Origin of the sequence: Citricoccus sp. SGAir0253, assembly GCF_005877055.1 — a bacterium.
Taxonomy (GTDB): Bacteria; Actinomycetota; Actinomycetes; order Actinomycetales; family Micrococcaceae; genus Citricoccus.
Map to the genome: position 1 here is coordinate 3,297,232 of NZ_CP039424.1, position 26,738 is coordinate 3,323,969.

Here is a 26,738-nt window from a genome sequence, read left to right on the forward strand (position 1 = left end):
GCTGCGAGAGCGCGGCCCCCGGACGGGAGGACGGACCATGGCAGACGACCATTTCGACGCCAGCGCGGACACCTGGGACCTCGAGCCCGGCAAGGCGGAGGAGTCCCGCCGGGTGGCGGACGCGATCGCCGCGCGGCTGGCCCTCGGCGGGCGCGAACGGCTCCTGGAGTACGGGGCCGGCACCGGCCTGGTGTCCCAGGGCCTGCTCCCCCACGTGGCCGGCGTGACCCTCGCGGACAGCTCGGAGGGCATGCGCCGGGTCGCCCGGGGGAAGGTGGCCGCCGGGGCGTTGCCGGCGGGGACGCGGGTGTGGGACCTGGACCTGGAGACGGCGGAGGCCCCCGGGGAGCGGTTCGACCTCGTGGTCGCCTCGCTCGTGCTCCACCACGTGCACGACGTCCCGCGGGTGTTGGCGGGGTTCCACGGGCTGCTGGACGCGGGTGGCCACGTGGCCATCGCCGACCTCGACACGGAGGACGGGCGGTTCCACGCCCACCTGCACGACTTCGACGGCCACCCGGGGTTCGACCGGGCCCGGCTGGCGCGGTGGCTGGAGGAGGCGGGATTCGAGGAGGTGGCCGTGGAGGACTGCACGTCCATCGACAAGGACGGCACGGACTTCCCGGTCTTCCTGGCCACCGCGCGCCGGCCGTGAGCGCGGCCCGGAGACGCCACGTGCCGGCCCCCGGGGACGGGGGCCGGCACGCGGCGGGGTGGAGTGGTGTCCTACGGCCGGACGGCCGCGGGGCTCACTCCTGCGGGGGAACCCGCAGTCACTTCTTCTTCGTCTTGGCGGCGACGACGTCCAGGTCGATGACGGCCAGGACATCCTCGTGCAGGCGGGCGTGCGCCTGGAACCGGCCGGTCGCCTTGATGGCGGTCGGCAGGGTCACGGTGCGACGGTCGATGCTGCCCAGGCCGGCGGCCTCGACGGCGTCGGCCACGTCGGCGGCCTTGACGGCGCCGAACAGGCGCCCACCCTCACCGGCGGTCACCTCGAGCTTCACCGGGGCCGACTGCAGCTTCTCGGCGAGGGCCTGGGCCTCCTCGAGGGACTTCACGGCGCGGGTGTCGCGGGCGGCCTTGATGGACTCGACCTGCTTCTCCCCGCCCTTGGTCCACAGGGTCGCGAAACCGCGCGGCAGCAGGTAGTTGCGGGCGTAGCCGTTCTTGACGTCGACGACGTCACCGGCGGACCCCAGACCGGTCACTTCCTGGGTCAGAATGAGCTTTGCCATCTGTATCTGTTCCTTCCTCGACTCGGTCGATCAGCCGCGGCCAGCGCCGGAGTAAGGAAGCAGGGCGACCTCACGGGCGTTCTTGATGGCCTGGGCGATCTTGCGCTGCTCCTGCACGGTCACGCCGGTGACGCGACGGGCACGGATCTTGCCGCGGTCGGAGATGAACTTGCGCAGCAGGGCGACGTCCTTGTAGTCGATGACGGTGATGTCAGCGGCCTTCAGCGGGTTGGACTTTGGTTTGGGCTTGCGGATCTCAGCCTTCGCCATCGTGGTGCTCCTTCGATAGTCGGGAGCCCGCAGAACGGTTCTGCGGGATGGGATCGCAGGCGGCGTGCTGCCGCCTGCTGCCGCCGGTCGGGAAACGGTTCCCGACGGCGTCCGGTGGGGTGGGCGCACGGGGCGCCTCCCCGCCGGGGAGGGGACCGGACGGACGCCGGTCCCGGGGTGTGGGGACTACTGCGGGATCAGAACGGGGGCTCGTCGTTGCCCGGGGTGTCCCACGAGCCCGCGGAGGAGGAGGACCCGCCCCACGGATCGTTCGAGCCGGCACCGGCGCCCCAGCCGGCGTTGCCGCCGCCCTGGCCACCGGCGTTGCCGCCCTGGGAGAACCCGCCGCCCTGGTTGCCGCCGAAGCCGCCACCCTGGCCGCCGCCACCGAAGCCCCCGCCGCCTCCGCGGCCGGACTTGGTGACCTTGGCGGTGGCGTAGCGCAGCGACGGGCCGATCTCGTCCACGTCCAGCTCGTAGGAGGTGCGCTTCTCGCCCTCGCGGGTCTCGTAGCTGCGGGCCTTCAGCCGGCCCTGGGCCACCACGCGGGTGCCCTTGGTCAGGGACTCGGCCACGTTCTCGGCCGCCTCCCGCCAGATCGAGGCGCGGAGGAACAGGGTCTCCCCGTCCTTCCACTCGTTCGACTGGCGGTCGAAGGTCCGGGGGGTGGAGGCGATGGTGAAGTTCGCCACCGCGGAGCCGGACGGCGTGAACCGCAGCTCCGGGTCGGCCGTCAGGTTCCCGACGACGGTGATGATGGTCTCTCCGGCCATGGTGCCTCCTGTGGACGCTTCGGACGTTTCGTTCGGCTGGACTCAGCGGGTGTGCGGCACCGGAGGGGCGCCGCACGGGATCACTCTGCGGAGACCTTCTGCTCTTCCGGGCGGATGATCTTGGTGCGCAGGACGATCTCGTTCAGGCCCAGCAGGCGGTCCAGCTCCTTGGAGGTCTCCGGGGTGCTGGTGAAGTTGACGACGGCGTAGATGGCCTCGGTCTTCTTCTGGATCTCGTAGGCCAGGCGGCGCCGGCCCCAGAGATCGAACTTGTCCACGGAGCCGCCGTCCTTGGTGACGACCTCCAGGTACTTCTGCAGGGTCGGTTCAACGGTGCGCTCGTCCACTTCGGGATCAATCAGCACCATCAGTTCATATGCACGCATGCGAACCCACCTCCTTCGGGCTAACGGTCACGGTCTTTCCGTAACAGGAGGTTCTGTGCGGTGGTCCTGCGCGTGATCCGTCATGGGACGGCACGCAGAAAACCTTGACCATCATACCCGCTGCCGGCAAGGGCCCCGAACCGGTTCCCATCCTGCCGACCGTGCGGCCACCGGTCCATCGGCGCCCGGCGGTCCGTGGACCTTGGCGGGGCCCCGGCACGCTGTGCAGGATGGGGCGATGGCCTCCGCCCCGCGCACCGACCACACCCACGTCCTGCTGCTGCGGGGGATCAACGTGGGCGGGCACGCCCGGGTCCCCATGGCGCACCTGCGCGAGATCGCCGCGGCCGCCGGCGCCCTCGAGGCCGGCACGCACCTGAACTCGGGCAACGTCCTGTTCCGCGTGGACGGTGCCCCCGGGGACGCGGCGGACGCGGAGGCCCGCCGGGTCGCGGCGGCGGTGGAGTCCGCCCTGGAGGACGAGCTGGGCCTCGCCGTCCCGGTGATCCCCGTCAGCCGCGCCGAGCTGGACACGGCCCTGGCCCTGCACGCCCAGTTGCCCTTCGCCGGCGGCGAGGACAAGCTGACCCACCTGGCCGTGCTCGCGGAGCCGGCCGACCCGGAGGACGGCGACGCCCTCGAGGCGCTCGACGCCGGCGACGACCGGTGCGCGGTCGCCGGCCGGTTCGTCTGGATGCGCTTCGCGCGCGCCTCGCACACCTCGCGGCTGACCCTGGACCGGATCGAGCGGATCCTCGGCACCCCCGCCACGGCCCGCAACCTGCTCACGGTGCGCCACCTGGCCGGCGTCGGCTGACGGGTGGGCTCAGGCCCCGGCCAGGAAGGAGCGCACCACCGCGGCGAGGTGGCCGGGATCGCGCGCACCGCACATCTCCCGGGCCGAGTGCATGGACAGCAGCCCGATCCCCACGTCCACCGTGCGGATCCCGAGCCGGGTGGCCGAGATCGGGCCGATCGTGGAACCGCACGGCACCGTGTTGCGGGAGACGAACTCCTGGAACGGCACCCCGGCGTGCGCGCACCAGCGCGCGAAGGCGGCCGCCCCCGCCGCGTCCGTGGAGTACCGCTGGTTCGCGTTGATCTTCAGCAGCGGGCCGGCGTTGGGCCGGGGGCGGTTGACGGGGTCGTGCCGCTCCGCGTAGTTCGGGTGCACCAGGTGCCCGGCGTCGGCCGAGAGCAGCCACGAGCCGGCCAGCGAGCGCGGCACGCCCTGGCCGTGGACGCCGAGGGCCTCCAGCAGGCGGCGCAGCACGTCCTCCAGGACCGGCCCGGCCGCCCCGGATCGCGAGGCCGAGCCGAGTTCCTCGTGGTCGAACGCGGCGAGCACCGGGATCACCGGAGCGCCGTCCGCCGAGTCGGCGGGGGCCTCCGCGGCCAGCGCCTCCATCCCCACCAGCCCGGCGTGCACGGAGGAGAGGTTGTCCAGCCGGCCGGAGGCGAAGAACTCCCCGGCGGTCCCGAAGAGGGCCGGCGGCTGGGTGTCGGCCATCACCACGTCGAACCCGCGCACCGCCCGGGGGTCCACGCCGGCGGCGCGGGCCAGCACGGCGAGGATGTCGGAGGGCCCGGGGCCGGCGTCGTCGGCACCCCACACCGGGTTCAGGTGCTGCTGGCGGTCCAGGGACAGCCCGTCGTTCACCTCGCGGTCCAGGTGGATGGCGAGCTGCGGGAACCGGGCCACCGGCCCGGTGGCGGCCAGGTGCTCGGTGCCGTCCTCGGTCACGAGCCGGCCGGCGAAGCACAGCTCGCGGTCCAGCCAGGAGTTCAGCAGGGGGCCGCCGTACACCTCCACCCCCGCCTGCAGCCAGCCCTCGCGGGACGTCGTCGGACGCGGCTTGAGCTTGAAGGTCGGCGAGTCCGTGTGCGCGCCGAGGATCCGGAACACCGGCACGGTGCCGACCGCGCCCTCCCCCCTCGGGGCCGCCGCCTCGCTCCGGGCCGCGTCCGGACCGGCGCCCGCGGCACCGGCCGGGCCGACGCCGTCGGGAATCCACCAGGCCAGCACGGCCCCGTCCCGCACCAGCACGTATCCCCCGGGCGCGGCGGGGAAGTCCCGGCGCTCGTCCACCCGCCGGTACCCGGCCGCCTCCAGGCGGCGGGCCACCTCCGCGGCGGCGTGGTAGCTCGAGGGGCTGGCGCGCACGAAGCCGGCCAGGTCCTGCAGGTGGGGGTGGCCGGCCAGCGGGCCGGCGGGGGTCACGGGATCCGGGGTGGTCATGCCCCTACCGTACGGGCAGCCGCGCCGCCCCCCGGTGCCGCGCCACGAGCCAGGGCGCCCGGTCCGGGGCGTCGTCGTAGGGACCGCCGAGCGGGTCGTCCACGGGGAGCCGGTCCGCCGCGGCCGGGTCGAGGCCCAAGTGCGCCAGGCGCACGGCGGCGGCCGCCCTGCCGGTCCCGCCGGCGGCCTCCCCGGCGGAGCTCCCGGAGGCGTCGCCGGCGGCGCGCCGCGGCCGGTCCGCGCCCCGCAGCGCGGCGGACGCGGCCCACTCCCAGATCCGCCCGCCGGGCAGCGAGGCGCGCACGGGATCCTGCCGCGGGTCGAGCACCTGCTCCACCACGCGGCCCATGAGGTACGCGGTGGCCACCATGTGGCCCAGGACGGCCAGGACGTAGAACGTGTCGTCCATGGAGTGCTGCACCTCGGAGCCGGAGGATCCCTTGGCGAGGTACATCCAGATCGCCCAGAAGTGCAGCACCTCGAAGAACTGCCACGCCAGGAAGTCCCGCCAGCGCGGGACCGCGAGCACGGCCAGCGGCACCAGCCACACCACGAACTGGGGCGAGTACACCTTGTTGCACAGCACGAACGCGGCCACCACGAGGAACGCCAGGTGCGCCACCCGCGGCCGGTACCGGCAGGCCACCCCGAGCAGGAAGATCCCGCAGCACGCCACGAAGAAGGAGCCGAAGGCCAGCACGGACAGTCCCTCCGCGTCCACCTGCGGCCCCCCGATGCGGGCCATCGTGACGTTCCAGGCGTGCCACACCGAGGACAACCCCGGCCCGCGCTCGCCGGAGAACGTGTAGAACACGCTCCAGGCCGGCAGGTTGGTGAGCATCATCGGCAGGTTCACGGCGAGCCACGCGGCCACGGTCCCGAGCAGGGTCCACAGGAACGGCGTCCAGCGCCGGGTGCGCACCGCCAGGACGAGCAGGGCGCCGAGCGCGAGGACGGGGTAGAGCTTCATCGCCGCCCCCAGGCCGAGGAAGACCCCGGCCAGCAGTGGCCGCCGCCCGCCGAACAGCCACAGTGCCACGGCCAGCAGGGCCACGGCCCACAGGTCCCAGTTCACGGACCCGGCGAGGATGATGCCCGGGGCCACCGCCACCATCGCCGCGTCCCACGGCCGGCGACCGGAGGAGCGGGCGGTCACCACCACGGTGAGGACCCACAGCACCGCGGTGGCCAGGAAGTTCACGTCCCAGTAGGCGAGCGTCGGGTCCGCCCCGCTCCACGGCAGCAGCCGGGAGGCCACGGCGGCCAGCGAGGCCACCACGGACATCAGCACGGGGTACTCGAAGCTCGCTCCCGGGGCGAACGGCGCGAACGGGTCCTCCGCGAGGCCCCGGCCGCCGTAGAGCGCGGCCCAGTCCGAGTAGCAGCCCGCGTAGTACACCGCCGGGTGGGTCCAGCCGTCCAGCCGGCAGGGGGTCTTCAGCAGCACCGCCACCACGGCGGAGAGCGTGGTGAGCAGGATCAGCACGCGCATCGGGGTCCAGAACGAGCCGCCGGTGCGCCCCGGCACCGTGTGCCGCCCCACCGGGCCGCCGAGCAGCCCGTCCATCCAGCGCACGAGCGGGTCGGTGCGGGACGGGACGGAGGCGGGGGCGGGGGCGCCGCCGTCGGGACCCGCGGCGGGACCCACAGTGGAGTCCGGGGTGGAGTCCGGGGTGGGTGTCACGGGACCGCCGCCGGGCGTCCGGGGGCCGGAGGCCGGGGTGCGCGGGCTCATGGCCCCATCCTAGGAGGGCCCGACGCCGGCGGGCCGGGGCGCGCGGGCGGGCGCCAGACCCGGCCGGCCCCGGTCCCCCCGGGGGGCGATGCGGTCGCATGTCGTCACCGGGCGTAAAGTGGATGGGGTTGTGCCCCGCCCGCTCGGGCCGGGGGCACTCGCAGTGCATTGCGTCCCGGGACGGCCGGGACCGGTCCGCCGCGCCTCGCGTGCGGCCCCAGGACCCTCAGGACTACAAGGAGTACCGGTGTCGAAGAACCCGATTCGCGTGGCGATCGCCGGCGTGGGCAACTGTGCCACGTCACTGATCCAGGGTGTGGAGTACTACCGCGGGGCGACGGCGGGGGACACCGTTCCCGGCCTGATGCACGTCCAGTTCGGTGACTACCACGTGTCCGACCTGGAGTTCGTGGCGGCGTTCGACGTGGATGCCGCGAAGGTCGGCCAGGAGCTGTCCGCGGCGCTGGACGCCTCCCAGAACAACACGATCCGGATCGCGGACGTGCCGGCCACCGAGGTGACGGTGCAGCGCGGCCCCACCCTCGACGGGCTGGGCAAGTACTACCGCGAGACCATCGAGGAGTCCACGGCCGAGCCGGTGGACGTGGTGCAGGTCCTGAAGGACGCGCGGGTGGACGTGCTGGTCTGCTACCTGCCGGTGGGCTCCGAGGAGGCGGCGAAGTTCTACGCGCAGGCCGCGATCGAGGCGAAGGTCGCCTTCGTCAACGCCCTGCCCGTGTTCATCGCCGGCACCCCCGAGTGGGCGGACCGCTTCACCGAGGCGGGCGTGCCGATCGTGGGCGACGACATCAAGTCCCAGATCGGCGCCACCATCACCCACCGGGTCATGGCCAAGCTGTTCGAGGACCGCGGCGTCACCCTGGACCGCACCTACCAGCTCAACGTGGGCGGGAACATGGACTTCAAGAACATGCTCGAGCGCGAGCGCCTGGAGTCCAAGAAGATCTCCAAGACGCAGGCCGTCACCTCCAACACCTCCGCGGTGCTGGGCGAGGACGACGTGCACATCGGCCCCTCGGACTACGTCTCCTGGCTCGACGACCGCAAGTGGGCGTTCGTGCGCCTCGAGGGCCGCAACTTCGGCGATGCCCCGGTCTCCCTGGAGTACAAGCTCGAGGTCTGGGACTCCCCGAACTCGGCCGGCGTGATCATCGACGCCGTGCGCGCCGCCAAGATCGCCCTGGACCGCGGGATCGGCGGGCCGATCCTCTCGGCCTCGTCCTACTTCATGAAGTCCCCGCCGGTGCAGCACCACGACGACGAGGCGCACGAGCTCGTGGAGGCCTTCATCCGCGGCGACATCGAGCGCTGACCCGGTCACGGCCGGCCGTCCCTCCCGGGGCGGCCGGCCGTTCCCGTCCCGGAGCTGGCCCGGGCCCAGGAGGCCGGACCGGCCTGGTCGGCAGGTCCCGCGGCGCCCGAGGTCAGCCCTCGATTTCCCGGGACCCGGATGCGAGGATCGCCTCCATGAACGACGCCGAGATCTCCGCCGCCGCCACGCTTCTGCCGATCGCCGAGGTGGCCCGCGGCGCCGGGATCCCGGAGGACGCCCTCATCCCGTACGGCCGGCACATGGCCAAGGTGGACCCGGCCGCCGTGCCGGCCACCGGCAGGGCCCCGGGCCGCGTCGTGCTGGTCACCGGCATCAGCCCGACGCCGGCCGGCGAGGGGAAGTCGACCGTCACCGTGGGCCTGGTGGACGGCCTGAACCTGCTCGCCGCCGAGGACGGGGCCCCGGCGTGGTGGCGTGGGCGGACGGCGATGGGCGCGCTCCGCGAGCCGTCCCTCGGCCCGGTGTTCGGCATGAAGGGCGGCGCCACCGGCGGCGGGCACGCCCAGGTGGTCCCCATGGAGGAGATCAACCTCCACTTCACCGGCGACTTCCACGCGATCACCGCCGCCCACAACCTGCTGTGCGCCCTCGTGGACAACCACCTGCACCACGGCAACGCGCTGGGCCTCGACCCGCGGACCATCGCCCTCAAGCGGTGCCTGGACACCAACGACCGCGCCCTGCGCCAGACGGTCATCGGCCTGGGCGGCCGCTCCCAGGGCGTCCCGCGGGAGGACGGCTTCGAGATCACCGTGGCCACGGAGACGATGGCCGTGTTCTGCCTCTCGCGGGACCTGCGCGACCTCAAGGAGCGGCTGTCCCGGATCATCATCGGCCGGACGCACGACCGGCACCCCGTCACGGTCGGCCAGCTCGGCCCGCACGGGGCGCAGGGGGCCATGGCCGTGCTGCTCAAGGACGCGCTGCGGCCCAATCTCGTGCAGACGCTGGGTGGTTCCGCCGTGCTGGTCCACGGCGGGCCGTTCGCGAACATCGCGCACGGGGCGAACTCGATCATCGCCACGAACACGGCGCGGTCCCTGGCCGACCTCGTGGTCACGGAGGCCGGCTTCGGCGCCGACCTCGGGGGCCAGAAGTTCATGGACATCACCTCGGTGGCCGGGGGCTTCCCGCCCGCGGCGGCCGTGGTGGTCGCCACCGTGCGCGCGCTGAAGATGAACGGCGGGATGTCGCTGGCGGAGGTGACCGCCGGGGCCTCGGCCGGGGACGCCCCGCGCCACCTGGACGCGCTCGGGGCGGGCGTGGCCAACCTGGAGCGCCACGTGCAGAACATGGCCGGCTACGGGGTGCCGGTCGTCGTCGCGGTCAACCGCTTCCCGCAGGACACGGAGGAGGAGCTGGACCGGCTCACGGGCTGGTGCGCCGGGGCGGGCGTGCGCGTGGCGGTGGCCGAGGTATGGGCCCGCGGCGGGGCCGGCGCCCTGGAGCTGGCGCGGCAGGTCACCGAGGCGGTGGCCGCGCACGGCGCGGCGGACGGCGCGGCGGGCTGGACCCCCCTGTGGCGCGCGGACATGACGGTGGAGGAACGGATCGACGCGGTCGTGCGGCGCATCTACCGCGGCTCCCGCGTGGAGTACACGCCCACGGCCCGGCGCCAGCTGCACCAGCTCACCGAGGAGGGCTGGGGCCACCTGCCCGTCTGCATGGCCAAGACGCAGTACTCCTTCACGGACGACCCCTCCGTCCTCGGCGCCCCCGTGGGCTTCCCCATCACGGTGCGCGAGCTGGTCGTCCGTCCGGGGGCCGGGTTCATCGTCGCCCTGACCGGCACGATGATGACCATGCCGGGCCTGCCGCAGGCCCCGGCCGCGGACGCCATGGACGTGGACCGCCACGGCCGCGTGACGGGCCTCTTCTGACCCCTGCCGATCCTCCGGGCGGCGCCCACCCCAGGTCACGATCACGCTCCACGTCGCGACACGCCGTCGGGAGCCCCGTCCGCCGTGTCCGTGACGCAGGACGAGGTCTCCGTGGCTCAGGAGGACGCCGAGGCCTCCGGCTGCTCGGCCCACCAGCGCAGCAGCTCGGCGCGGGCGGTCTCCTCGTCGTGGGGGCCGTCGTCGAGCCGCCACTCCAGCAGGTGCTTGTAGGCCCGGCCGACCACGGGACCGGGGCGGATGTCCAGGATCTCCATGACCTGCGTGCCGTCCAGGTCCGGGCGCACCGCGTCGAGCTGCTCCTGCGCGGTGATCTCGGCGATCCGCCGCTCCAGGTCGTCGTAGGCGTGCGCGAGCCGCTCGGCCTTGCGGCGGTTGCGCGTGGTGACGTCCGAGCGGGTCAGCGCGTGCAGCCGCGGAAGCACCGGCCCGGCGTCGGTGACGTACCGCCGCACCGCCGAGTCGGTCCAGCCGGCCTCGCCGTAGCCGTAGAACCGCATGTGCAGCTCCACGAGCCGGCAGACGGCCTTGATCGTGTCGTTGTCGAACTTCAGCGCGCGCATGCGCTGGCGCACGAGCTTGGCCCCCACCACGTCGTGGTGCCGGAAGCTCACCGCCCCGTTCTGCTCGAACCGCCGGGTGGCGGGCTTGCCGACGTCGTGCATCAGCGCCGCGAAGCGCAGCACGAAGTCCGGCGCGGGGACGTAGGTGCCCGACGGCGGCACGAACCCCGGCGCGTCCCGCTCACCCGCCTCGCCCGCCGGACCCGTCCCGGCCGCCCCGTCCGTCCCGGCCTCGGCACGCTCGGCGGCCCAGCGCTCCTCGAGCCCGGCGGGATACTCGTGGTCCATCGCCTGCTCGAGCACGGTCAGCGAGTGCTCGTACACGTCCTTGTGGCGGTGGTGCTCGTCCGTCTCCAGGCGCAGGGCCGGCAACTCGGGCAGCACGTGGTCGGCCAGGCCGGTGTCCACCAGCAGGTTCAGCCCGGCCCGCGGGTGCCGGCCGGTGACGAGCTTGACCAGTTCCTCGCGCACCCGCTCGGCGGAGATGATGCCGATCCGCTCGGCCATCGCCGTCATGGCCGCCACCACGGCGTCGTCCACGCCGATGCCCAGCTGGGAGGCGAACCGGGCGGCGCGCATCATGCGCAGCGGGTCGTCGGAGAAGGAGTCCTCCGGCGTCCCGGGGGTGCGCAGGCGGCCGGCGGCCAGGTCCCGGACCCCGCCGAACGGGTCCACGAGCTCGAGCGAGGGCAGCCGGATGGCCATGGCGTTGACGGTGAAGTCCCGGCGGAACAGGTCGTCCTCGAGGGAGTGGCCGAAGGCCACCTGCGGCTTGCGGGAGTCCGGGTCGTACTGCTCCGCGCGGTACGTGGTGACCTCGAGCTGCCAGCCATCCTTGGCGAAGCCGATCGTGCCGAAGCGCCGCCCGATGTCCCAGTGGGCGTCCGCCCAGCGCCGGCCGATGCGCAGCGTGGCGTCCGGGTCGGCGTCCGTGGTGAAGTCCAGGTCGGGGGACACCCGCCCCAGGAACAGGTCCCGCACCGGACCGCCGACGAGGGACAGCTCGTGCCCGGCCTCCTCGAACAGCCGGCCCAGCTCCAGCACCACGGCCGGCAGCGTGGCGCCCGTCGGGAAGCCCGGGGGAAGGGCGACGCCGGCCGGTCCCGCGGGTGCGGGGACGGCGGTTCCGGAGGGGGCGGTCCCGGCCGTGCCGGGGGTGGGCTGGGGGGCTGCGGAGGGATTCATCGTGTGGTTAAGGGTGCCAGATCCGCCGACCGAGGCGGACACCGGCGCTCCCACCTCGGACCGCTACAGTGGAATGCATGGCTCATCCCGTCCCGAGCGCGCCGAAGCGCACGCCGCTCACCGCATCGGTGGGCCGGCGCGTGCCGCCGCGGGCCGGGACCGGGCAGGGGGCCGGCGAGGGCGGCCCGAACGCCCTGCCCACCGTGGAGGAGGTCTCCGCCGGGGGCGTCGTGGTGCGCCGGCACCGCGGGGGGCTCGAGGTCGCCATCATCGCCCGGTACAACCGGGGCGGCCGGCTGGAGTGGTGCCTGCCCAAGGGCCACCCCGAGGGCGTGGAGACCCATGAGCAGGCCGCCGTGCGCGAGGTCGAGGAGGAGACCGGCATCGCCGGCGAGGTCCTCACCTCCCTGGGCTCGATCGACTACTGGTTCACCGTCTCCAGCCACCGCGTCCACAAGACCGTGCACCACTACCTGCTGCGCGCCACGGGCGGCGAGCTGACCACGGAGAACGACCCGGACCACGAGGCCGTGGACGTCGCGTGGGTGGAGCTCGAGGCGCTCAACGCCCGCCTGTCCTTCCCGAACGAGCGGCGCATCGTGGACCTCGCCCGCGGCGTGCTGCCCGAGCACGGGGACCGGTTCATCGAGCTTCCGGGCCCGGACCGGTGAGCCGGACCGACCGCACCGCCCCGCGCACCACCGGCTCCGCCACGGGGCCGGACGCGCCCGTGCCCGCCGCGCCGGCCAGCGCCCCGGGCGACGGCACCACCGGGGGGACCGGCGCCGAACCGGCCGCAGGGAGCCCGACGGCGGCCGGCACCTCCCGCGAGACCGCCCCCGGCGGCACCGGGGCAGTGACCACCGCGCGGCTCGACGCCGGCAGCACCGCCCGCGCGAGCGCCATCATGGCCGCCGGCACCCTCGTCTCCCGCGTGCTCGGCTTCGTCCGCACGGCCCTGCTGGCCGTGGCGATCGGCTCCACCGCGATGGTCGCGGACATCTTCGAGTCCGCGAACACCATCCCCAACATCATCTACATGCTGCTGGCCGGTGGCGTGTTCAACGTCGTGCTGGTCCCGCAGCTGATCAAGGCGGCGAAGAAGCCCGACCAGGGCGCGGACTACACCTCCCGGTTGATCACCCTGGCGGTGATCGTCATGGCCGCGGCCACCCTCGTGGTCACGCTCGCGGCCGCGCCGATCATGCAGGCGCTGACCTCCAACTGGTCCCCGCCCATGCTCGCCCTGGGCACGGCCTTCGCCCTGTGGACGTTCCCCCAGATCTTCTTCTACGGGCTCTACGCGGTCCTGGGCCAGGTCCTCAACGCCCACGGGAGGTTCGGCGCCTACATGTGGGCCCCCGTGGCGAACAACGTGGTGGCCATCGCCGTGATCAGCCTGTACCTGGTCCTGTTCGGCTCGTTCAACGCCCGGGGGGACCAGCTCGCCGAGTGGAGCACCGCCCAGACCGTGCTGCTCGCGGGGGGCCACACCGTGGGCATCGTGGTCCAGGCCCTGGTCCTGTTCCTCCCGCTGCGGGGCCTGGGGCTGGGCCTGCGGCCGCGCTTCGGCTGGCGGGGCATGGGCCTGCGGTCCACGGGCAAGCTGGCCGGCTACACGCTCGTCACCATGATGGCCGGCAACGTGGTGAACCTGCTGGTCGCGCGTCTCGTCTCGGGCGCCACCGAGGCGCGCGCCTCCCTCGGCGATCCCGGTGGGCCGGGAGGTGGGGCGGCCGGGGAACTCGGCGGCGCCGTCGTCGAGGCCTCCATCCCGGGCCTGTACGCCCTGAACACGGCCCAGCTCATCACCGTCCTGCCGCACTCGGTGTTCGTGCTGTCCCTGGCCACCGTGCTGTTCAACCAGCTCACCCGTTCGCTGCACGACCGGGACGTGCCCGAGGCGCTGCGCACCGTGAGCCTGGGACTGCGCAGCTTCGCCGTGCCGATGATGTTCTCCACGGTGCTCGTCCTCGTCCTGGCCGGACCGCTCGGCCGCGTCTTCGGCGGCTCCTCGGCGACGGCGGCCGCCTCCGGCGTGGCCATCGGCCAGCTGCTCGTGCTGCTCGCCCTGGGCATGCCGTTCCGCTCGGCGCACATCTACCTCATGCGCGTGTTCTACGCGGCCGAGAACGCCCGCATCCCCATGCTCGTCCAGGTCGGCACCGCCGCGTGCACGCTCGCCATCGCCTACGTGGGCTCCCTGTTCATCCCCACCTGGACCATGGCCTACCTCATCGTCGCCGTGTTCACGCTGCTGCACGTGGCCCAGTTCGCGGCCGCCCACGTGCTGGTGCGCCGCCACTACGGCGACTACGGCTCCGGTCGCGTGCTGGACACGTACCTGCGGACGGGACTGGCCGCCGTGGTCTCGGGCCTGGCCGGGGCGCTCGTGCTGTGGGCCATGGGCGGGTTCTCCGGGGGCTTCCCGTGGGCCTCGATCACCGGCGCGCTGGTGACGTGCGCCGTGGTGGGGACCGTCACGGCGGTCGTCTACCTCGTGCTCCTGCGGGCCATGCGCCTGCCCGAGCTGGCCGCCTTCCTGGGGCCGTTGGCGCGCCGGATCCCCGGGCTGGGCCGGTGACTTTCCGCGTCCCGCCCCGGCGGTTCACGCACCTGCACGCCACGGACCGCCGTAGCATGGTCCCGACCACCCCCCGGGCTGGACGGTGTCCACGGACCGCCGGACACCACGGCCGCGCCGACCACACCGCCCGGGCCACCGACCTGGAGGAGCACCGTGCCGCAGCCCATTGAAGAGGGAATGGTCCTCGGAGGCCGATACCTCGTCACCGGACACGTGCTGACCTCGGCGGACCAGGACATGGTGCTCGACGGCCGCGACCAGGTGCTGAACCGGGACGTCTCCATCCTCGTCGCCTCCCCCGCCCACGCCACGCAGGTGGCCACCTCCGCCCGTGAGCTGGCCACGGGCGAGCGCCAGGGCACCCTCCAGGTGCTGGACCTGGGCCTGAGCGAGGGCCGGACCTACCTGATCGCCGGCGGCACGCCCGAGCCGGACGAGCTGCTGGACATGGCCCGCGAGCAGCAGGTCTACGTGGAGCCCTTCCACACCGACACGCTGGGCTCCGAGATCTTCGGCGAGGCCCGCACCTACGAGCCCCACGTCTACGAGGACGACGACGAGTACTACGAGGAGCTCGACGACAGCTTCGCCGAGGAGGGCACCCCGAAGCGGCGCCCCCGCTTCCTCAAGGGCATCTCCGAGCGCCTCAGCCAGCGCCTCGGCTCCGACGACGCCGCCCGCGACGCCGTGACCGGCGCCGGTGCCTCCGGTGCCCCTGGCGTGGACGGCACCCGCGCCGAAGGGGAGCCCACGGCGGACCAGCGCCCCGCCGGGCCGCCGCTGCCGGACACCGTGAGCGACGACGAGTGGACCGGCGCCCACGACGAGGTCGCCCTCGAGCCCGGCAGCTCCGATCGGGCCGGTCGGGGCGGCGGGGACGACGACGCCGGCCGGGACACCACGCCCGGCGCAGGGCCGTCGCGGGTCGAGGACCAGCACGGCGGCGCGGCCACCCTGGGCGGGGCGGCGGCCGGTTCCGCGGCCGCCGGCGCCGCTGCGGGATCCTCCCGGCGCGAGGAGGACGCCACCCGCCCGGTCACCACGACCACGGCAGCGGACGCGCGCGTCGACGAGCACGCCACCCGGCCCACGACCACGGCCCCGGCGGCGGACCGGCGCGGCACCGAGGACGCCACGCAGGCCGTCCCCGCGGCGGGACGCCCCCTTCGCGACGCGGACGCGACCCGCCCGGTCCGGGCCGTCCCGGCGGCCGGGACCGGCGAGGACGGACTGGTGGACACCGGTGAGGTGCCGCGCCCCGGCTCGGCCACCGCCGTCTCGGGGTCCGCCGGTGGCACGGGCGGACGGGGAGCCTCCGCCGAGGCCGGACCGGCCGGCCCTCCTCCGGCCCGGAGCCCCAAGGTGAGCCTGTGGTCCGACGATGACGAGGACGACCGCCAGGCCGCCGGACGTGGTCGGGACGGCCGTCCGGGCCGGTCCCGCAAGGGCCTGGGAACCGCCGCAGCGGGCGGGGCCGTCGCCGCCGGGGCGGCCACCGCCGCGGCCGCCGGCCGTGGTCCCGTGGACGAGGATGCCCGCGGCGCGGGCCCCCGCGGCCTCGACGGGCCGGACGAGCGCCACGCCGGTGGCGGCAGGGGCCGCGGGAATGACTCCGCTGAGGACGACGACGCCCCGTACCAGGACGACGAGCGGCCGCGCGGTGCGCGCTGGATCCTGGGCGGCATCCTGGTCCTGCTGCTCGTCCTGGGCGGGGTCTTCGCCTTCAACCTGCTCGGCAACAACCGCCAGCCGGTGGCCGACGATCCCGGGTCCAGCGCTCCGGCCTCTCCCGGATCCGACGGTTCCGCGTCAGGCTCGCCGGCCCCGTCCTCCGACCTCCCCGAGCCGGTGATCGCCGGGGCCTCCCGGCTGGTCCCGGACCAGCCGGGCCTCAGCGCGGAGACCGACTCGACGCTGCCGAACGCCATCGACGGCAATCCGGCGACCGCGTGGCAGCCGTACTCCTTCGCCCAGCCCGCGTTCGGCGGCTACGCCTCCTCCATGGCGCTCGTCATCGAGCTCGAGGAGGACAGCGCGATCAGCCAGGTGGACATCACCCAGAACAACGGCACCGGAGGCTCCTTCTCGGTGCTGCTCAACGACAGCCCCGAGCTGGACGGCGCGCGGCAGATCGCCGAGGGTTCCTTCACCGGTCCCCAGGTGAGCGTCCCGGTGAACGCCGAGGACGGCGCCCCCGCCTCCGCTCGGTACGTCATCATCAACTTCACGGAGCTGCCGCGACTGTCCAACGCCTCCGGCAACCTGCCCTACGGCCTGCGCATCGCCGAGGTGCAGGTCCAGTAGGAGTCTCCTCCTCCGGTGTCCCCACAGGCGGCTTCCGCCCGGGGGACACCGGGACGCGCCACGGAATAGGTTCCCCTAGGGTGGTGTTCCACCCATGAGACCACCCCTTACCGTGAAGGAAGTACCGTGACCGAGGCTGTTGAGTCCACCGACGTCGTGCGCGACGTCGTCATCGTCGGATCGGGACCGGCGGGCTACACCGCCGCCATCTACGCGGCGCGCGCCAACCTGGCCCCCCTCGTGGTCGCCGGCTCGGTGACCGCCGGCGGCGAGCTGATGAACACCACCGACGTCGAGAACTTCCCCGGCTTCCCCGAGGGCATCCTCGGGCCCGAGCTGATGGGCCACCTGGAGAAGCAGGCCACCCGCTTCGGCGCCGAGGTGCTGTACGAGGACGTCGTCTCGGTGGACCTGGAGGCCGAGCCCAAGGTGGTCACCCTGGGCAACGGTTCCGAGTACCGCACCCACGCCGTGGTCCTGGCGACCGGCTCGGCGTACCGCGAACTGGGCGTGGAGGGCGAGAAGCGGCTCTCCGGGCACGGCGTCAGCTGGTGCGCCACGTGCGACGGCTTCTTCTTCCGCGACCAGAACATCGCGGTGGTCGGCGGCGGCGACTCCGCGATGGAGGAGGCCCTCTTCCTGACCAAGTTCGCCTCCACGGTGACCGTCATCCACCGCCGGGACGAGCTGCGCGCCTCGAAGACCATGGCGGACCGTGCCCTGGCCCACGAGAAGATCGACTTCATCTGGGACACCGAGGTCACGGGCCTGGAGGGCGAGGACAAGCTGAAGACGCTGCAGCTGCGCAACCTCAAGACGGGCGCCGAGTCCACCCTCGACGTCACCGGCCTGTTCGTGGCCATCGGTTCCGACCCGCGCGTGGACCTCGTGCGCGACCAGCTCGAGCTGACGGACAAGGGCACCATCAAGGTTGACTACCCCAGCTCCCGGACCTCGATCCCTGGCGTCTTCGCCGCCGGAGACGTCACGGATCCCACCTACCGCCAGGCCATCACGGCCGCGGGCAGCGGCTGCGTGGCCGCCCAGGACGTCGAGCACTACCTCGCCGACGTCAAGGACCTTGCCGCGGCCGCGTCCTAGTCGACCACCCCGATCCAGACCACCGGCGTGGTCGCACCGTACCGCGCCGCCGTTCCAGCAACCCAGGAGGAACCATGAGCACCATCGACGTCACCGACCAGGACTTCCAGGACAAGGTCCTCAACTCCGACAAGCCCGTCATCGTGGACTTCTGGGCCGAGTGGTGCGGCCCGTGCCGCATGCTCACGCCCGTGCTCGAGGAGATCGCGGCCGAGAACTCGGACAAGATCACCGTGGCCAAGCTCAACGTGGACGACAACCCCCAGGCGGCCTCCACCTACGGCATCACCAGCATCCCGGCCGTGATGGTCTTCAAGGGTGGCGAGAAGGTCGCCACGTCGATCGGCGCCAAGCCGAAGCAGGTCCTCGAGGCGGAGTTCGCCGAGTACCTGAAGTGAGTTGAAGGGGCTTGTGCCCCTGACGCCGTAGGCCCCGCTCCTCTCGGAGCGGGGCCTACGTGTTCCCAGGGCCTGACGGAAGCCGTCTCCGTCAGGACCTAGTCACTGGTCAGTGCTGTCCGGCGTTTGCCCCTGATGGCTGGATCAGGGCCATGATGCGGTTGAGGTCCTCCACGGAGGCGAAGTCGATGGCGATCTTCCCCTTGCGGGCACCGAGGGTGATCTTCACGGTGGTGTCCAACTGGTCCGTCAGGGTGTTCGCCAGGTAGTCCAGTCGTTCATGTCGCTCGGTCCGCGGGGCGCGTGCCTTGGGCTGGGCCTGGCGGATGCCCTCCTGCAGGGACACCAGTTCCTCCGTCGCACGGACGGAGAGCCCCTCCGAGACCACCTTCTGGGCCAGCCTCTCCATCTCGGCCGGGTCCACCAGGGCCAGCAGGGCACGGGCATGGCCGGCCGAGAGGACGCCGGAGGCCACGCGACGCTGGACCAGCGGGGGAAGCTTCAGCAGGCGGAGCGTATTGGAGATCTGGGGCCGGGAGCGGCCGATGCGGGAGGAGAGCTCCTCCTGGGTACAGGCGAAGTCCTCCAGCAGCTGCTCGTACGCGGCGGCCTCCTCGAGGGGGTTGAGCTGGCTCCGGTGCAGGTTCTCCAGAAGGGCATCGCGCAGCAGGTCCGTGTCCGCCGTGTGCCGGACGATCGCCGGGATCTCGGAGAGGCCCGCCCGCTGGCTGGCACGCCAGCGCCGCTCGCCCATGACGAGTTCGTAGGGAGTGGGGCCGTCCACCTCCCGCACCACGATCGGCTGCAGGACGCCGACCTCCGTAATGGAGGCGACGAGCTCGGCCATGTCGTCCTCGTCGAAGACCTCGCGCGGCTGGCGGGGGTTCGGATGGATGTCGGCGACCCGGACGGCCTTCAACTCCGCGGACCCGGCCTCGCCGCCCACCGCCGCGGCGGTCGAGCCGGCCTGGGAGGACCGTGCCGAGCCTCCCGGCGTCTTATCAACCTGAATCGCTGGATCAATCGCATCAGACTGGCCCGGCTGGTCGGCCGCCGCGCTCCCGGCGCGTGACGGGGCAGGGCTCCGAGGGGTGCGCAGGATCTTCACGGCATCCACGCCTGGCATGCTCGCCCTCTGGCGAGCCGTGGCCTTCGAGCCGGACGCCTGCCGACCGTTGGCCCGCGGCTCCGCCCGTCGGTCCGGGAAGAACACGTCCACCGGTCGGCGCTTCTCGGTGGAGGCACCATCCTCCTCCGGAGAGGGCAGGTAACGGCGGGCGACATCCTCCACGGTGTCCGCCTCGTCGGGCTCGGCCGCCTGCTGTCCGCCCTCGCCGGCGCCACGATCGTCCACCGGCGAGTCGCCGGGGGTGGCCAGAGAGTCGACCAGGGGCGCTCCTGGCGCAGCCTCGTCCCGGGAGGATGAGTCGACCTCGGTCGGCATCTCGGTCGATAGGGTGGACTCCTGCGCACCCGGGGTCACGCCTGAGGGTGATGCTGATGCGGCCGACGTCGGCGACTCGGCGACGCCCCCCGCGGCCGAGGATGGCGCCGTGGTGGTCGGAGCGGAGGGATCATCCGAGGGAGGAGCCAGCGGGGGCTGCGGATCCGCCTCCGCCGTGCTCTGGATGAGCGCCTCCAGGCCGCGCCCCAAACCTCGCCGATTCTTCTTCACGAAAACTCCTCACATCCCGCCAGCGTCCTCATCCAGTCTACGTCGTTTCACGTGAAACCCGCCTCACGGCTCAGCGTGCAGGAACCACTGCAACGGATTTCCGCGTTCGCACACGCCTCCATGCCCTCGTCCATGATCAGACCCCGGCTGGCGAAAGCGGAACTGGGCGTTCCTGCTCCAGGGGCTTGATGTATGGGTCTGTTCCACGTGAAACTCCATCGGTTGCGGGGACTTCGTCGTTCTCCAGGACTGAATCGCAGCTTGCACCCTGGGCTCCAGTAAGCCGCTGGGGCCACGATCGGTCGGCCAATACCCATTTCACGAGCTTGCAATCGGCCCACGACGAGTGAGAGACAGCCGAGCCACGCCACGCGGCGGCCATCCGCGAGCGTGTTCCACGTGAAACGAAGCCAAAGGATGCGCACCGTCTTTCATCCGTGCACCACGGGGCGCACATGCTGGGTCACGGGGACACCCCTCGCCTTCGCTCGCCAGCACAGCGGCACGTGGCCCCCGACTCCAAGAACTGATGCGGGCCACGAGCCACGATGGAGCCGACGCCGAGGGTGGTCGTGAGCGGCGCGGGCGACCATCCCGTCTCGGCCGAAACTCGTTCCACCATGTTCGATGTCCTTCAGCAAGGGCAGGTCCGGTTTCACGTGAAACGCCGGAGCGCGGACACACATCGTGCTGGCCGACGGTCAGACCCGGCTCAGCGAGGGCGGAACAGGGCCTGTTCTCGTTCCACGTGAAACGTCAGGGTGACTGCCGAGTACTCGATGCGCACCGTCCGCTACAAGGAGGGGTGCAGCAGGGACCGCCAGGTCATGTTCGCGTTCAGGGGTGACGATCTGCTGGCCCCAGAGAGCCAGTGGGACGCCATAGCGCCTTTCGGGCCGTGGCTGTGGGTGATGCCGACGAGCGAGCTGTACACCGTTCACGGGGGATCCGGTTGGGCCAGCACAGGCCAAGATCGAGTGCTCTGTGAGGCGACGATCGATGTGCCGGGGTACAGGCGCCGACAGGGTGCGGCAGGACCGTCGACGTCCGTACTCGTATCTCGTGGTCGATGGCTCGCCCGGACCTGCTCCGGAAACCAGACGACCCCAGACAGAGAGAATCACTGCCCTTCCATCCCGGGCCGCTTCCTCGGGGGGGGTTGGTCGTTTCACGTGGAACGTCCGTGAGGGTTCGGGCATGTTCCACGTGAAACGCCGAGCTCAGCGGGGCGTCCGTCGTCGGCGGCCCCCAGCATGACGGTTCCCGACGTGGAGGGGTCGGCGAATCCTCAGGGCTGACCATCCGGGCCAAGGGGCACCTCTCGTGTGGGAGCATGTCGAGATCCGAGGATCGGTGAGAGGTGGTCGACGTCTGGCCCACGTGTCGCCTCCTCGCGTGGGCATTGTTGGGATCTCAGGCCTGCGGGCGCGTCCACCATGCCACGACGTCCCCCCTGTCCTGGACGTTGATCCGTGCCGAAGGACGGCCGCGGTCCATGGGCTGTGGGGCATGGACCGTGACTGTGTGTTCCACGTGGAACGGACACGACCCCCTCGTCGGGGGGGACACCAGCGCCCGACCGAGAGGAGGGGGCGCCCCATGGGCCAGCGTCATCTGTTGGGAGCCAGGCCCCTTGGACGCTCCGTCCTCGAGGATGGACCGGGCGCGGCGGTGCCCTCGGCGTTCCACGTGAAACGCGTCCACCGCAGGCACCAACTCCCGACCCCAGGTGTCGGGGTACCGCGCCGCGGTCGCCGGGAGGGCCCGACCCTGTCGAGCGCGCACCCACGGCAGCGGAGGCCTCGAAGGGCGGCGCCGACACCGCCCCCGGCAGCACGTTCGCTGGTGTCCCCGAGCCGGGCGATGCTGCCGCGACACTACGGGTCGGACCGCGGAACACCGCGCACCAGGGGATGGGCCTCCAGTAGAGTCTCCCGAGAACCGAACACCCCTCGGCGGCGGCCCGTCGCGGGCCCCCCCGGGACTCCTCGTCAACCCCTTCTCGGACCGAGTCCACGCGCCGACCGCCATCAGGTGGGCACGGCGTCGTCACCGACGGCGTGAGTCGGCGTGTTGGGTGGTTCGAACCCACTGGAGGGGGCGGGCGTTCCACGTGGAACGCCCATCCGGTCGAGGAGAGGCTCGAGACCCGATCCCCGGCGCGACCCTAGAGAACGCAGATCAACGCGATGGGGTTGACCCTAGGGCAGGCCCCGCAGCAGCACGACCACACACGAGGAAGCCAAGGCGCCCGGTCGCGCCCTCGGTCAGTACCCTGCGGCGTACCCCCGGTCGGCGATCTCCACCGCGGCCTCGCGGTAGGAGAGGGCACCGGTGGACTGTGGGTCATAGGTCAGCACGGACTGCTGGTGGCTCGGCGCCTCGGAGATCCGCACGTTGCGCGGGATGACCGCCGAGAGGACCTCCTTGGGGAAGTGCTCCCGCACCTCGGCCGCGACCTGGGTGGCCAGGTTGGTCCGCCCGTCGTACATGGTCAGCAGGATGGTGGACACGCGCAGCGAGGAGTTCAGGTGCTTCTGGATCATGGTGATGTTCTTCAGCAGCTGGGACAGGCCCTCGAGGGCGTAGTACTCGGTCTGGATCGGGATGAGCACCTCCCCGGCCGCCACGAAGGCGTTCACCGTCAGCAGCCCCAGGCTGGGCGGGCAGTCGATGAAGACGTAGTCGATCCGCGGCAGGCCCTCCCGCTCGCGGTGGGCGAAGTACTCCTTGAGGGCCCGCGCGAGGCGCTGTTCGCGGGCGACGAGCGAGACCAGCTCGATCTCGGCCCCGGCGAGGTCGATGGTCGCCGGGGCGACGACCAGCCCGTCGACGTCGGGACATGGCTGGACCACGTCGGCCAGGGGGAGCTCGTCGATGAGCACGTCGTAGACACTGTCCACGTCCGAGTTGTGCGGGATCGCCAGGGCCGTGGAGGCGTTGCCCTGCGGGTCGATGTCCACCACCAGGACCTGCATGCCGGCGCGCGCCATGGCCGCGGCGAGGTTCACGCTGGTGGTGGTCTTGCCGACCCCGCCCTTCTGGTTGGAGACCGTGATGATCCGCGTCTCGCGCGGCTTCGGCACCTTCCGGGCCCTCAGCTTGGCGCGCCGGCGGTTCTCCTGGGCGAGCTCCCGGGCCAGTGGCGTCGACAGGTCCTCATCGGCGGTGGAGACCACCGACACATCGGTTTCACGCGAAACACCCGACTCTTCAGTCAAGAAAGCAACCTCCCGAGGTTGATAAGACGGCGGAGGCATCCTCCTGCCGTGAAGACCGGCACTCCCAGCCTACTGGTCAGCGGCGACGGCCCACGGCGATGCGCACGACCGTCGTGGGCTCGTCCAGCAGGTCGTCGCCCACGGTCTCGATGAGCGGGGTCCCGCACTTGTGCTTCTTGAGCACCTTGGCGGCGGTACGCACCTCGTCGGCCGCGCTGCGCCCCTTGATCGCGAGCAACTCGCCGCTGCCCTGCAGCAGCGGGACGGTCATCGGCACGAGCGTCTTCAGCGCGGACACGGCCCGCGCCGTGACCACGTCCACCGCGATGTTCCCGACGACCTGCTCCGAGCGCGCACGGACCACGTCCACGTTCTCCAGGCCGAGGTCGTCCACCACCATGTCGAGCCATGCCACGCGGCGCTCGAGGGGTTCGATGAGGATGAACTGGCAGTCGGGGCGGGCCAGCGCGAGGGCGAGACCGGGCAGGCCGGCGCCCGAGCCGACGTCGGCCACGAGGGCACCGTCCGGCAGGAGGTCACCCACCACGGCGCAGTTGAGCACGTGCCGCTCCCAGAGCCGCGGGACCTCCCGCGGCCCGAGCAGGCCCCACTCGATGCCGGTCGTGGCCAGGTGCTCGACGTAGCGGCGGGCCAGCTCGACCCGGTCGCCGAAGAGTTCCTCGGCGGCCTGCAGCAGCCGTCCCTCCAGCGCGGGGGGCGCCTGCCCGGCGACCTCCTCCGGGGCCTGCCCGGCGCCGTGCTCAGGGGCCGTCTGCGTGCCCTGTTCCCGGCCCTGGCCGGACTCCTGTGCGGGGGCGCCCTCAGTCACCGGCGGAGACCACCACGTGCCGGCGGGGTCCTTCGCCCTCGGACTCGCTGACGAGGCCCGCGTCGGCGATGACGTCATGGACGATCTTGCGCTCGTAGGCGCCCATGGGCTTCAGGTGGACCGGCTGCCTGCTCTCGCGGACCTCCGCGATGGCCTCCTGGGCCAGCGTCTCGAGTTCACCGGCACGCTGCGCGCGGTGCCCGGCGATGTCCAGCACGAGGCGGGAGCGGTTGCCCGTGGCCGAGAGGACGGCCAGGCGCACGAGCTCCTGCAGGGCCTCCAGGCCCTTGCCCTCCGGGCCCACGAGGTCGCGCAGCCGGTCGTCGCCCTCCTCGGCGATCACGGAGAGGTAGGTGCGGCCGTTGCGGACCTCGATGTCGATGTCCCCGTCGAGGTCCGAGATGTCGAGCAGTTCCTCGATGTAGTCGGCGGCGATGTCCCCCTCCTCCTCGAGGCGGCTCGCGCTCGGGGACTCGGCCGTGCCGGCCTCGGGCGACGACGCGGCGGAACCCTCCGAGGCGGCGCCGTCCACGTCCTCGTCCACAGGACGACCCGGGTTGTCCCCAGAGTTATCCACAGGCTGTGCGGCCGGCGCGTCGGTGGTGCCCACGGCGTCCGTGGTCTCCGGGGCGTCCCCCGAGGTCGATGCGGACACGTCGGTCATCACTTCCTCCTCTTCTTGGTCTGCCGCTTGGGCTGCTGGCGCTGGCCGGCCTGGGGGCGGGCGGCCTCCGCCTCGGCCCTGGCCGCGGCCTCCTGGGCCGCCTTGCCCACCGGGGGCAGGCCCTTGGCGGCCCGGCGCTCGTTGAGCTCACGCTCGGCGAGCGAGCCGGGGGTGGGGTTGTTGCGGATGATCCACATCTGCTGGCCGACGGCCCAGAAGTTGGTCGCGGTCCAGTAGATGAGCACGCCGATGGGGAAGTTGATGCCGCCGATGCCGAAGACGAGCGGCAGGACGTAGAGCATGAACTTCTGCGACTGGGCGAAGGGCCCGGTCATCGCCGCCTCGGACATGTTCTTGCTCATCAGCATCTTCTGCATGTAGAACTGCGAGGCCGTCATGAGCACGATCATCACGAGCGAGATGATGACCACCGGCAGGCTGAAGTTCGCCCCGAGGGACCCCAGGAAGGTGTCCTGCATGGGAGCGCCCAGGAAGACGGCGTTGCCGAAGGACTGGATCTGCTCGGGCGTCAGCGCCCCCTCGCCCTCGCCGCGCTCCGCGGCCGCCCCGGCACCGGTGAGGATCTGGAACAGCGCGAAGAAGAACGGCATCTGCACGAGCATCGGCAGGCAGGCCGCGAACGGGCTGGTCCCGTGTTCCTTGAACAGGGCCTGCTGCTCCATGGCCATCGCCTGGCGCGAGAGCTGGTCGGTCTTGCCCTTGTACTTGGCCTGCAGCTTCTGGATCTCGGGCTGCATCGCCTGCATGGCCCGCTGGGACTTGATCTGCTTGACGAACAGGGGGATCAGGAGGGTGCGGATGAGGATCACCAGCAGGATGATCGACAGCGTCCAGGTGAAGCCGCCGTCCGGGTCCATGCCCAGCCAGTCCAGGAGCGTGTGGAAGGCCCCGAGGATCCAGGACATCACCCACTTGAAGGGCCAGAGAATGATTTGGAAGAAGTCCATGGTCTCCTACTGCTCCTCCGGAGGATCCGGTGGGATGACGGGATGGTTCAGGTCAATGATCTTGGGTCGGCGTCCCGGCGGCCAAATCCGCCGGCCAGGCGGCACGGGGTCGACTCCGCCGCTGGACCAGGGGTGGCACCGGGCCAGCCTCCGGGCGGCAAGCCACGATCCCCTCGTGGCGCCGTGCACGTGGACCGCCTCGAGGGCGTAGGCCGAGCAGGAGGGGAAGTACCGGCACACCTGGCCGTAGGCGGGGGAGACGACGGCGCGGTAGGCCATCAGGACCCAGGCCAGCAGGGTGGACGGGAGCGCGCGCAGCACGCCCCAGGTCCGCGCCCCGGGCAGGGTGGTGAAGGGGGACTGGGCGATCACGAGTCCGTCTCCCTCGGGCGCCGTCCCCGCGCCTTGCGCAGCGCCGAGGACAGGGCGGAGTCGAGGTCGCCCCGCAGGGCGTCCCAGTCGGCGGTTCCCGACGGCGGCAGGGCGCGGACCACGACGGTGGCGCCGGGGTGCCCGGCCAGGGGGCCGGCGAGCTGTTCGGCGACGGCGGCGCGCAGCCGGCGCTTCACCCGGTTGCGGACCACGGCGTTGCCGACCGCCTTCGAGACGATGAAGCCCACGCGGACGGGGCCGGCGTCGGGACCCGGGGAGTGGGCGGACACGACAACGTTCCGGCGCCCTGCCCGGGCGCCGGAACGCAGTGTCTGGGTGAAGTCCGCGGGGGTGCGTACCCGTCTCTCGCGGGGCAGCACGCCGTTGCGGTCCGCTCTACCGACCGGCCTCGGGCCGGATCAGGCGGACAGTTCGGTGCGGCCCTTGGAACGGCGGGTCGCCAGGATGGCGCGACCGGCGCGGGTCCGCATGCGGGCGCGGAAACCGTGCTTCTTGGCCCGGCGGCGGGTATTCGGCTGAAAAGTCCGCTTGCTCACTTTGATATCTCCACAACGTGTTCATGCGCCCGGACCCGTTGTACCTGGGGGAAGAACCGGTAGACGCTCTGACTATGACCGTCCCCCAGGGCACCGGGTCGATGGGCCTGGCCCTCTCGGCGCCCGCCGGCCGTCCGCGCTGCGCGAGCGGCCCCGGACGGACCCGGGGCGGTTCGGCGCATGCGCCAGCGGCCCCACGGGGGACCTACCAAGTTTAGGGAGGCGGCCGCGGCGAGGTCAAATCGTCCGCCCGGCGGGCGGCCCTGTGGACAGGCGCAGACCGACGGTCCACACCCCCGCGCCCGTCGTTCCCCGGGAGCGGGGGGCGTGGTCCACAGGTTATCCACCCCCTGTGAATAAACCTGTGGACTACCGGTAGACTCGAGATCCGCCCACCTCCAGGAAGGACACCCCACACCCG

Annotated in this window: 24 protein-coding genes; 9 read left to right on the forward strand and 15 right to left on the reverse strand. The window is 72.4% G+C overall.

The annotated features are described in order from the left end of the window. Positions 1 to 37 precede the first annotated feature (37 nt). Complete coding sequence (locus E7744_RS14465) at positions 38 to 655, forward strand: class I SAM-dependent methyltransferase (protein WP_137774729.1); 618 nt, start codon at positions 38 to 40, stop codon at positions 653 to 655. Between the two features lie 118 nt (positions 656 to 773). Here E7744_RS14465 and rplI read toward each other — a convergent pair whose 3' ends face one another. The 4 genes from rplI to rpsF all read right to left on the reverse strand — a co-directional run bounded on the left by rplI (position 774) and on the right by rpsF (position 2,667). Further along, the gene (rplI, locus tag E7744_RS14470; RefSeq protein WP_137774730.1) at positions 774 to 1,238 is read right to left on the reverse strand and encodes a 50S ribosomal protein L9; all 465 of its coding nucleotides are present in this window, start codon (positions 1,236 to 1,238) and stop codon (positions 774 to 776) included. 30 nt (positions 1,239 to 1,268) lie between these two features. Continuing rightward, positions 1,269 to 1,508, reverse strand: a complete 240-nt coding sequence (gene rpsR / locus E7744_RS14475) for a 30S ribosomal protein S18 (RefSeq protein WP_010144869.1) — start codon at positions 1,506 to 1,508, stop codon at positions 1,269 to 1,271. Positions 1,509 to 1,705: 197 nt separating this feature from the next. Then, entirely contained in the window at positions 1,706 to 2,281 is a 576-nt protein-coding gene (locus E7744_RS14480) for a single-stranded DNA-binding protein (RefSeq protein ID WP_137774731.1), read from the reverse strand. 80 nt (positions 2,282 to 2,361) lie between these two features. Further along, positions 2,362 to 2,667 (reverse strand): 30S ribosomal protein S6, encoded by a 306-nt coding sequence (rpsF, locus tag E7744_RS14485; protein ID WP_137774732.1) that lies wholly within the window; start codon positions 2,665 to 2,667, stop codon positions 2,362 to 2,364. Positions 2,668 to 2,905: 238 nt separating this feature from the next. On the opposite strand from rpsF, the gene E7744_RS14490 reads away from it, so the two are divergent. Continuing rightward, complete coding sequence (locus E7744_RS14490) at positions 2,906 to 3,484, forward strand: DUF1697 domain-containing protein (protein ID WP_137774733.1); 579 nt, start codon at positions 2,906 to 2,908, stop codon at positions 3,482 to 3,484. 9 nt (positions 3,485 to 3,493) lie between these two features. Here the strand turns inward: E7744_RS14490 and E7744_RS14495 are convergent, their stop codons facing one another. Both E7744_RS14495 and E7744_RS14500 read right to left on the reverse strand, forming a co-directional pair. After that, positions 3,494 to 4,906, reverse strand: a complete 1,413-nt coding sequence (locus tag E7744_RS14495) for a M18 family aminopeptidase (protein ID WP_137774734.1) — start codon at positions 4,904 to 4,906, stop codon at positions 3,494 to 3,496. Positions 4,907 to 4,910: 4 nt separating this feature from the next. After that, the gene (locus tag E7744_RS14500) at positions 4,911 to 6,641 is read right to left on the reverse strand and encodes a glycosyltransferase family 87 protein (RefSeq protein WP_246858474.1); all 1,731 of its coding nucleotides are present in this window, start codon (positions 6,639 to 6,641) and stop codon (positions 4,911 to 4,913) included. A 247-nt stretch (positions 6,642 to 6,888) separates the two neighbouring features. Here E7744_RS14500 and E7744_RS14505 point away from each other — a divergent pair, with 247 nt between their 5' ends. Both E7744_RS14505 and E7744_RS14510 read left to right on the forward strand, forming a co-directional pair. Then, on the forward strand, positions 6,889 to 7,974 hold the full coding sequence (locus E7744_RS14505; RefSeq protein WP_137774735.1) for an inositol-3-phosphate synthase: 1,086 nt from the start codon (positions 6,889 to 6,891) through the stop codon (positions 7,972 to 7,974). 155 nt (positions 7,975 to 8,129) lie between these two features. Further along, the gene (locus E7744_RS14510; RefSeq protein ID WP_137774736.1) at positions 8,130 to 9,875 is read left to right on the forward strand and encodes a formate--tetrahydrofolate ligase; all 1,746 of its coding nucleotides are present in this window, start codon (positions 8,130 to 8,132) and stop codon (positions 9,873 to 9,875) included. A gap of 116 nt (positions 9,876 to 9,991) precedes the next feature. On the opposite strand, the gene E7744_RS14515 is transcribed toward E7744_RS14510, so the two are convergent. Continuing rightward, entirely contained in the window at positions 9,992 to 11,641 is a 1,650-nt protein-coding gene (locus E7744_RS14515; protein ID WP_246858475.1) for an HD domain-containing protein, read from the reverse strand. A gap of 77 nt (positions 11,642 to 11,718) precedes the next feature. On the opposite strand from E7744_RS14515, the gene E7744_RS14520 reads away from it, so the two are divergent. The 5 genes from E7744_RS14520 to trxA all read left to right on the forward strand — a co-directional run bounded on the left by E7744_RS14520 (position 11,719) and on the right by trxA (position 18,031). Further along, positions 11,719 to 12,312 (forward strand): NUDIX hydrolase, encoded by a 594-nt coding sequence (locus E7744_RS14520; protein ID WP_137774737.1) that lies wholly within the window; start codon positions 11,719 to 11,721, stop codon positions 12,310 to 12,312. After that, positions 12,309 to 14,225: a murein biosynthesis integral membrane protein MurJ gene (gene murJ, locus E7744_RS14525; RefSeq protein WP_246858476.1), complete on the forward strand. Its 1,917-nt coding sequence runs from the start codon at positions 12,309 to 12,311 to the stop codon at positions 14,223 to 14,225. Before E7744_RS14520 ends, murJ begins: the two co-directional genes overlap by 4 nt. Positions 14,226 to 14,381: 156 nt before the next feature. Then, on the forward strand, positions 14,382 to 16,532 hold the full coding sequence (locus E7744_RS14530; RefSeq protein WP_137774738.1) for a hypothetical protein: 2,151 nt from the start codon (positions 14,382 to 14,384) through the stop codon (positions 16,530 to 16,532). 126 nt (positions 16,533 to 16,658) lie between these two features. Beyond that, complete coding sequence (gene trxB / locus E7744_RS14535; protein WP_137774739.1) at positions 16,659 to 17,633, forward strand: thioredoxin-disulfide reductase; 975 nt, start codon at positions 16,659 to 16,661, stop codon at positions 17,631 to 17,633. A gap of 74 nt (positions 17,634 to 17,707) precedes the next feature. Next, complete coding sequence (gene trxA / locus E7744_RS14540) at positions 17,708 to 18,031, forward strand: thioredoxin (RefSeq protein ID WP_137774740.1); 324 nt, start codon at positions 17,708 to 17,710, stop codon at positions 18,029 to 18,031. 109 nt (positions 18,032 to 18,140) lie between these two features. Here the strand turns inward: trxA and E7744_RS16315 are convergent, their stop codons facing one another. The 8 genes from E7744_RS16315 to rpmH form a co-directional block, all read right to left on the reverse strand. Continuing rightward, a complete protein-coding gene (locus E7744_RS16315; protein ID WP_246858477.1) occupies positions 18,141 to 19,475 on the reverse strand; it encodes a ParB/RepB/Spo0J family partition protein in 1,335 nt (444 codons plus the stop codon). A 2,498-nt stretch (positions 19,476 to 21,973) separates the two neighbouring features. After that, complete coding sequence (locus E7744_RS14550) at positions 21,974 to 22,966, reverse strand: ParA family protein (RefSeq protein ID WP_305764207.1); 993 nt, start codon at positions 22,964 to 22,966, stop codon at positions 21,974 to 21,976. A gap of 37 nt (positions 22,967 to 23,003) precedes the next feature. Beyond that, positions 23,004 to 23,636, reverse strand: a complete 633-nt coding sequence (gene rsmG, locus E7744_RS14555; protein ID WP_137775087.1) for a 16S rRNA (guanine(527)-N(7))-methyltransferase RsmG — start codon at positions 23,634 to 23,636, stop codon at positions 23,004 to 23,006. Positions 23,637 to 23,748: 112 nt separating this feature from the next. Further along, entirely contained in the window at positions 23,749 to 24,420 is a 672-nt protein-coding gene (locus E7744_RS14560) for a R3H domain-containing nucleic acid-binding protein (protein WP_137774741.1), read from the reverse strand. Beyond that, positions 24,420 to 25,388, reverse strand: a complete 969-nt coding sequence (gene yidC / locus E7744_RS14565) for a membrane protein insertase YidC (RefSeq protein ID WP_137774742.1) — start codon at positions 25,386 to 25,388, stop codon at positions 24,420 to 24,422. Before yidC ends, E7744_RS14560 begins: the two co-directional genes overlap by 1 nt. A 6-nt stretch (positions 25,389 to 25,394) precedes the next feature. Then, positions 25,395 to 25,760: a membrane protein insertion efficiency factor YidD gene (yidD, locus tag E7744_RS14570; protein WP_137774743.1), complete on the reverse strand. Its 366-nt coding sequence runs from the start codon at positions 25,758 to 25,760 to the stop codon at positions 25,395 to 25,397. Further along, on the reverse strand, positions 25,757 to 26,140 hold the full coding sequence (rnpA, locus tag E7744_RS14575) for a ribonuclease P protein component (protein ID WP_137774744.1): 384 nt from the start codon (positions 26,138 to 26,140) through the stop codon (positions 25,757 to 25,759). Before rnpA ends, yidD begins: the two co-directional genes overlap by 4 nt. Before the next feature lie 39 nt (positions 26,141 to 26,179). Then, positions 26,180 to 26,317, reverse strand: coding sequence for a 50S ribosomal protein L34 (rpmH, locus tag E7744_RS14580; protein WP_137774745.1), 138 nt, complete (start codon positions 26,315 to 26,317; stop codon positions 26,180 to 26,182). Positions 26,318 to 26,738 lie beyond the last annotated feature (421 nt).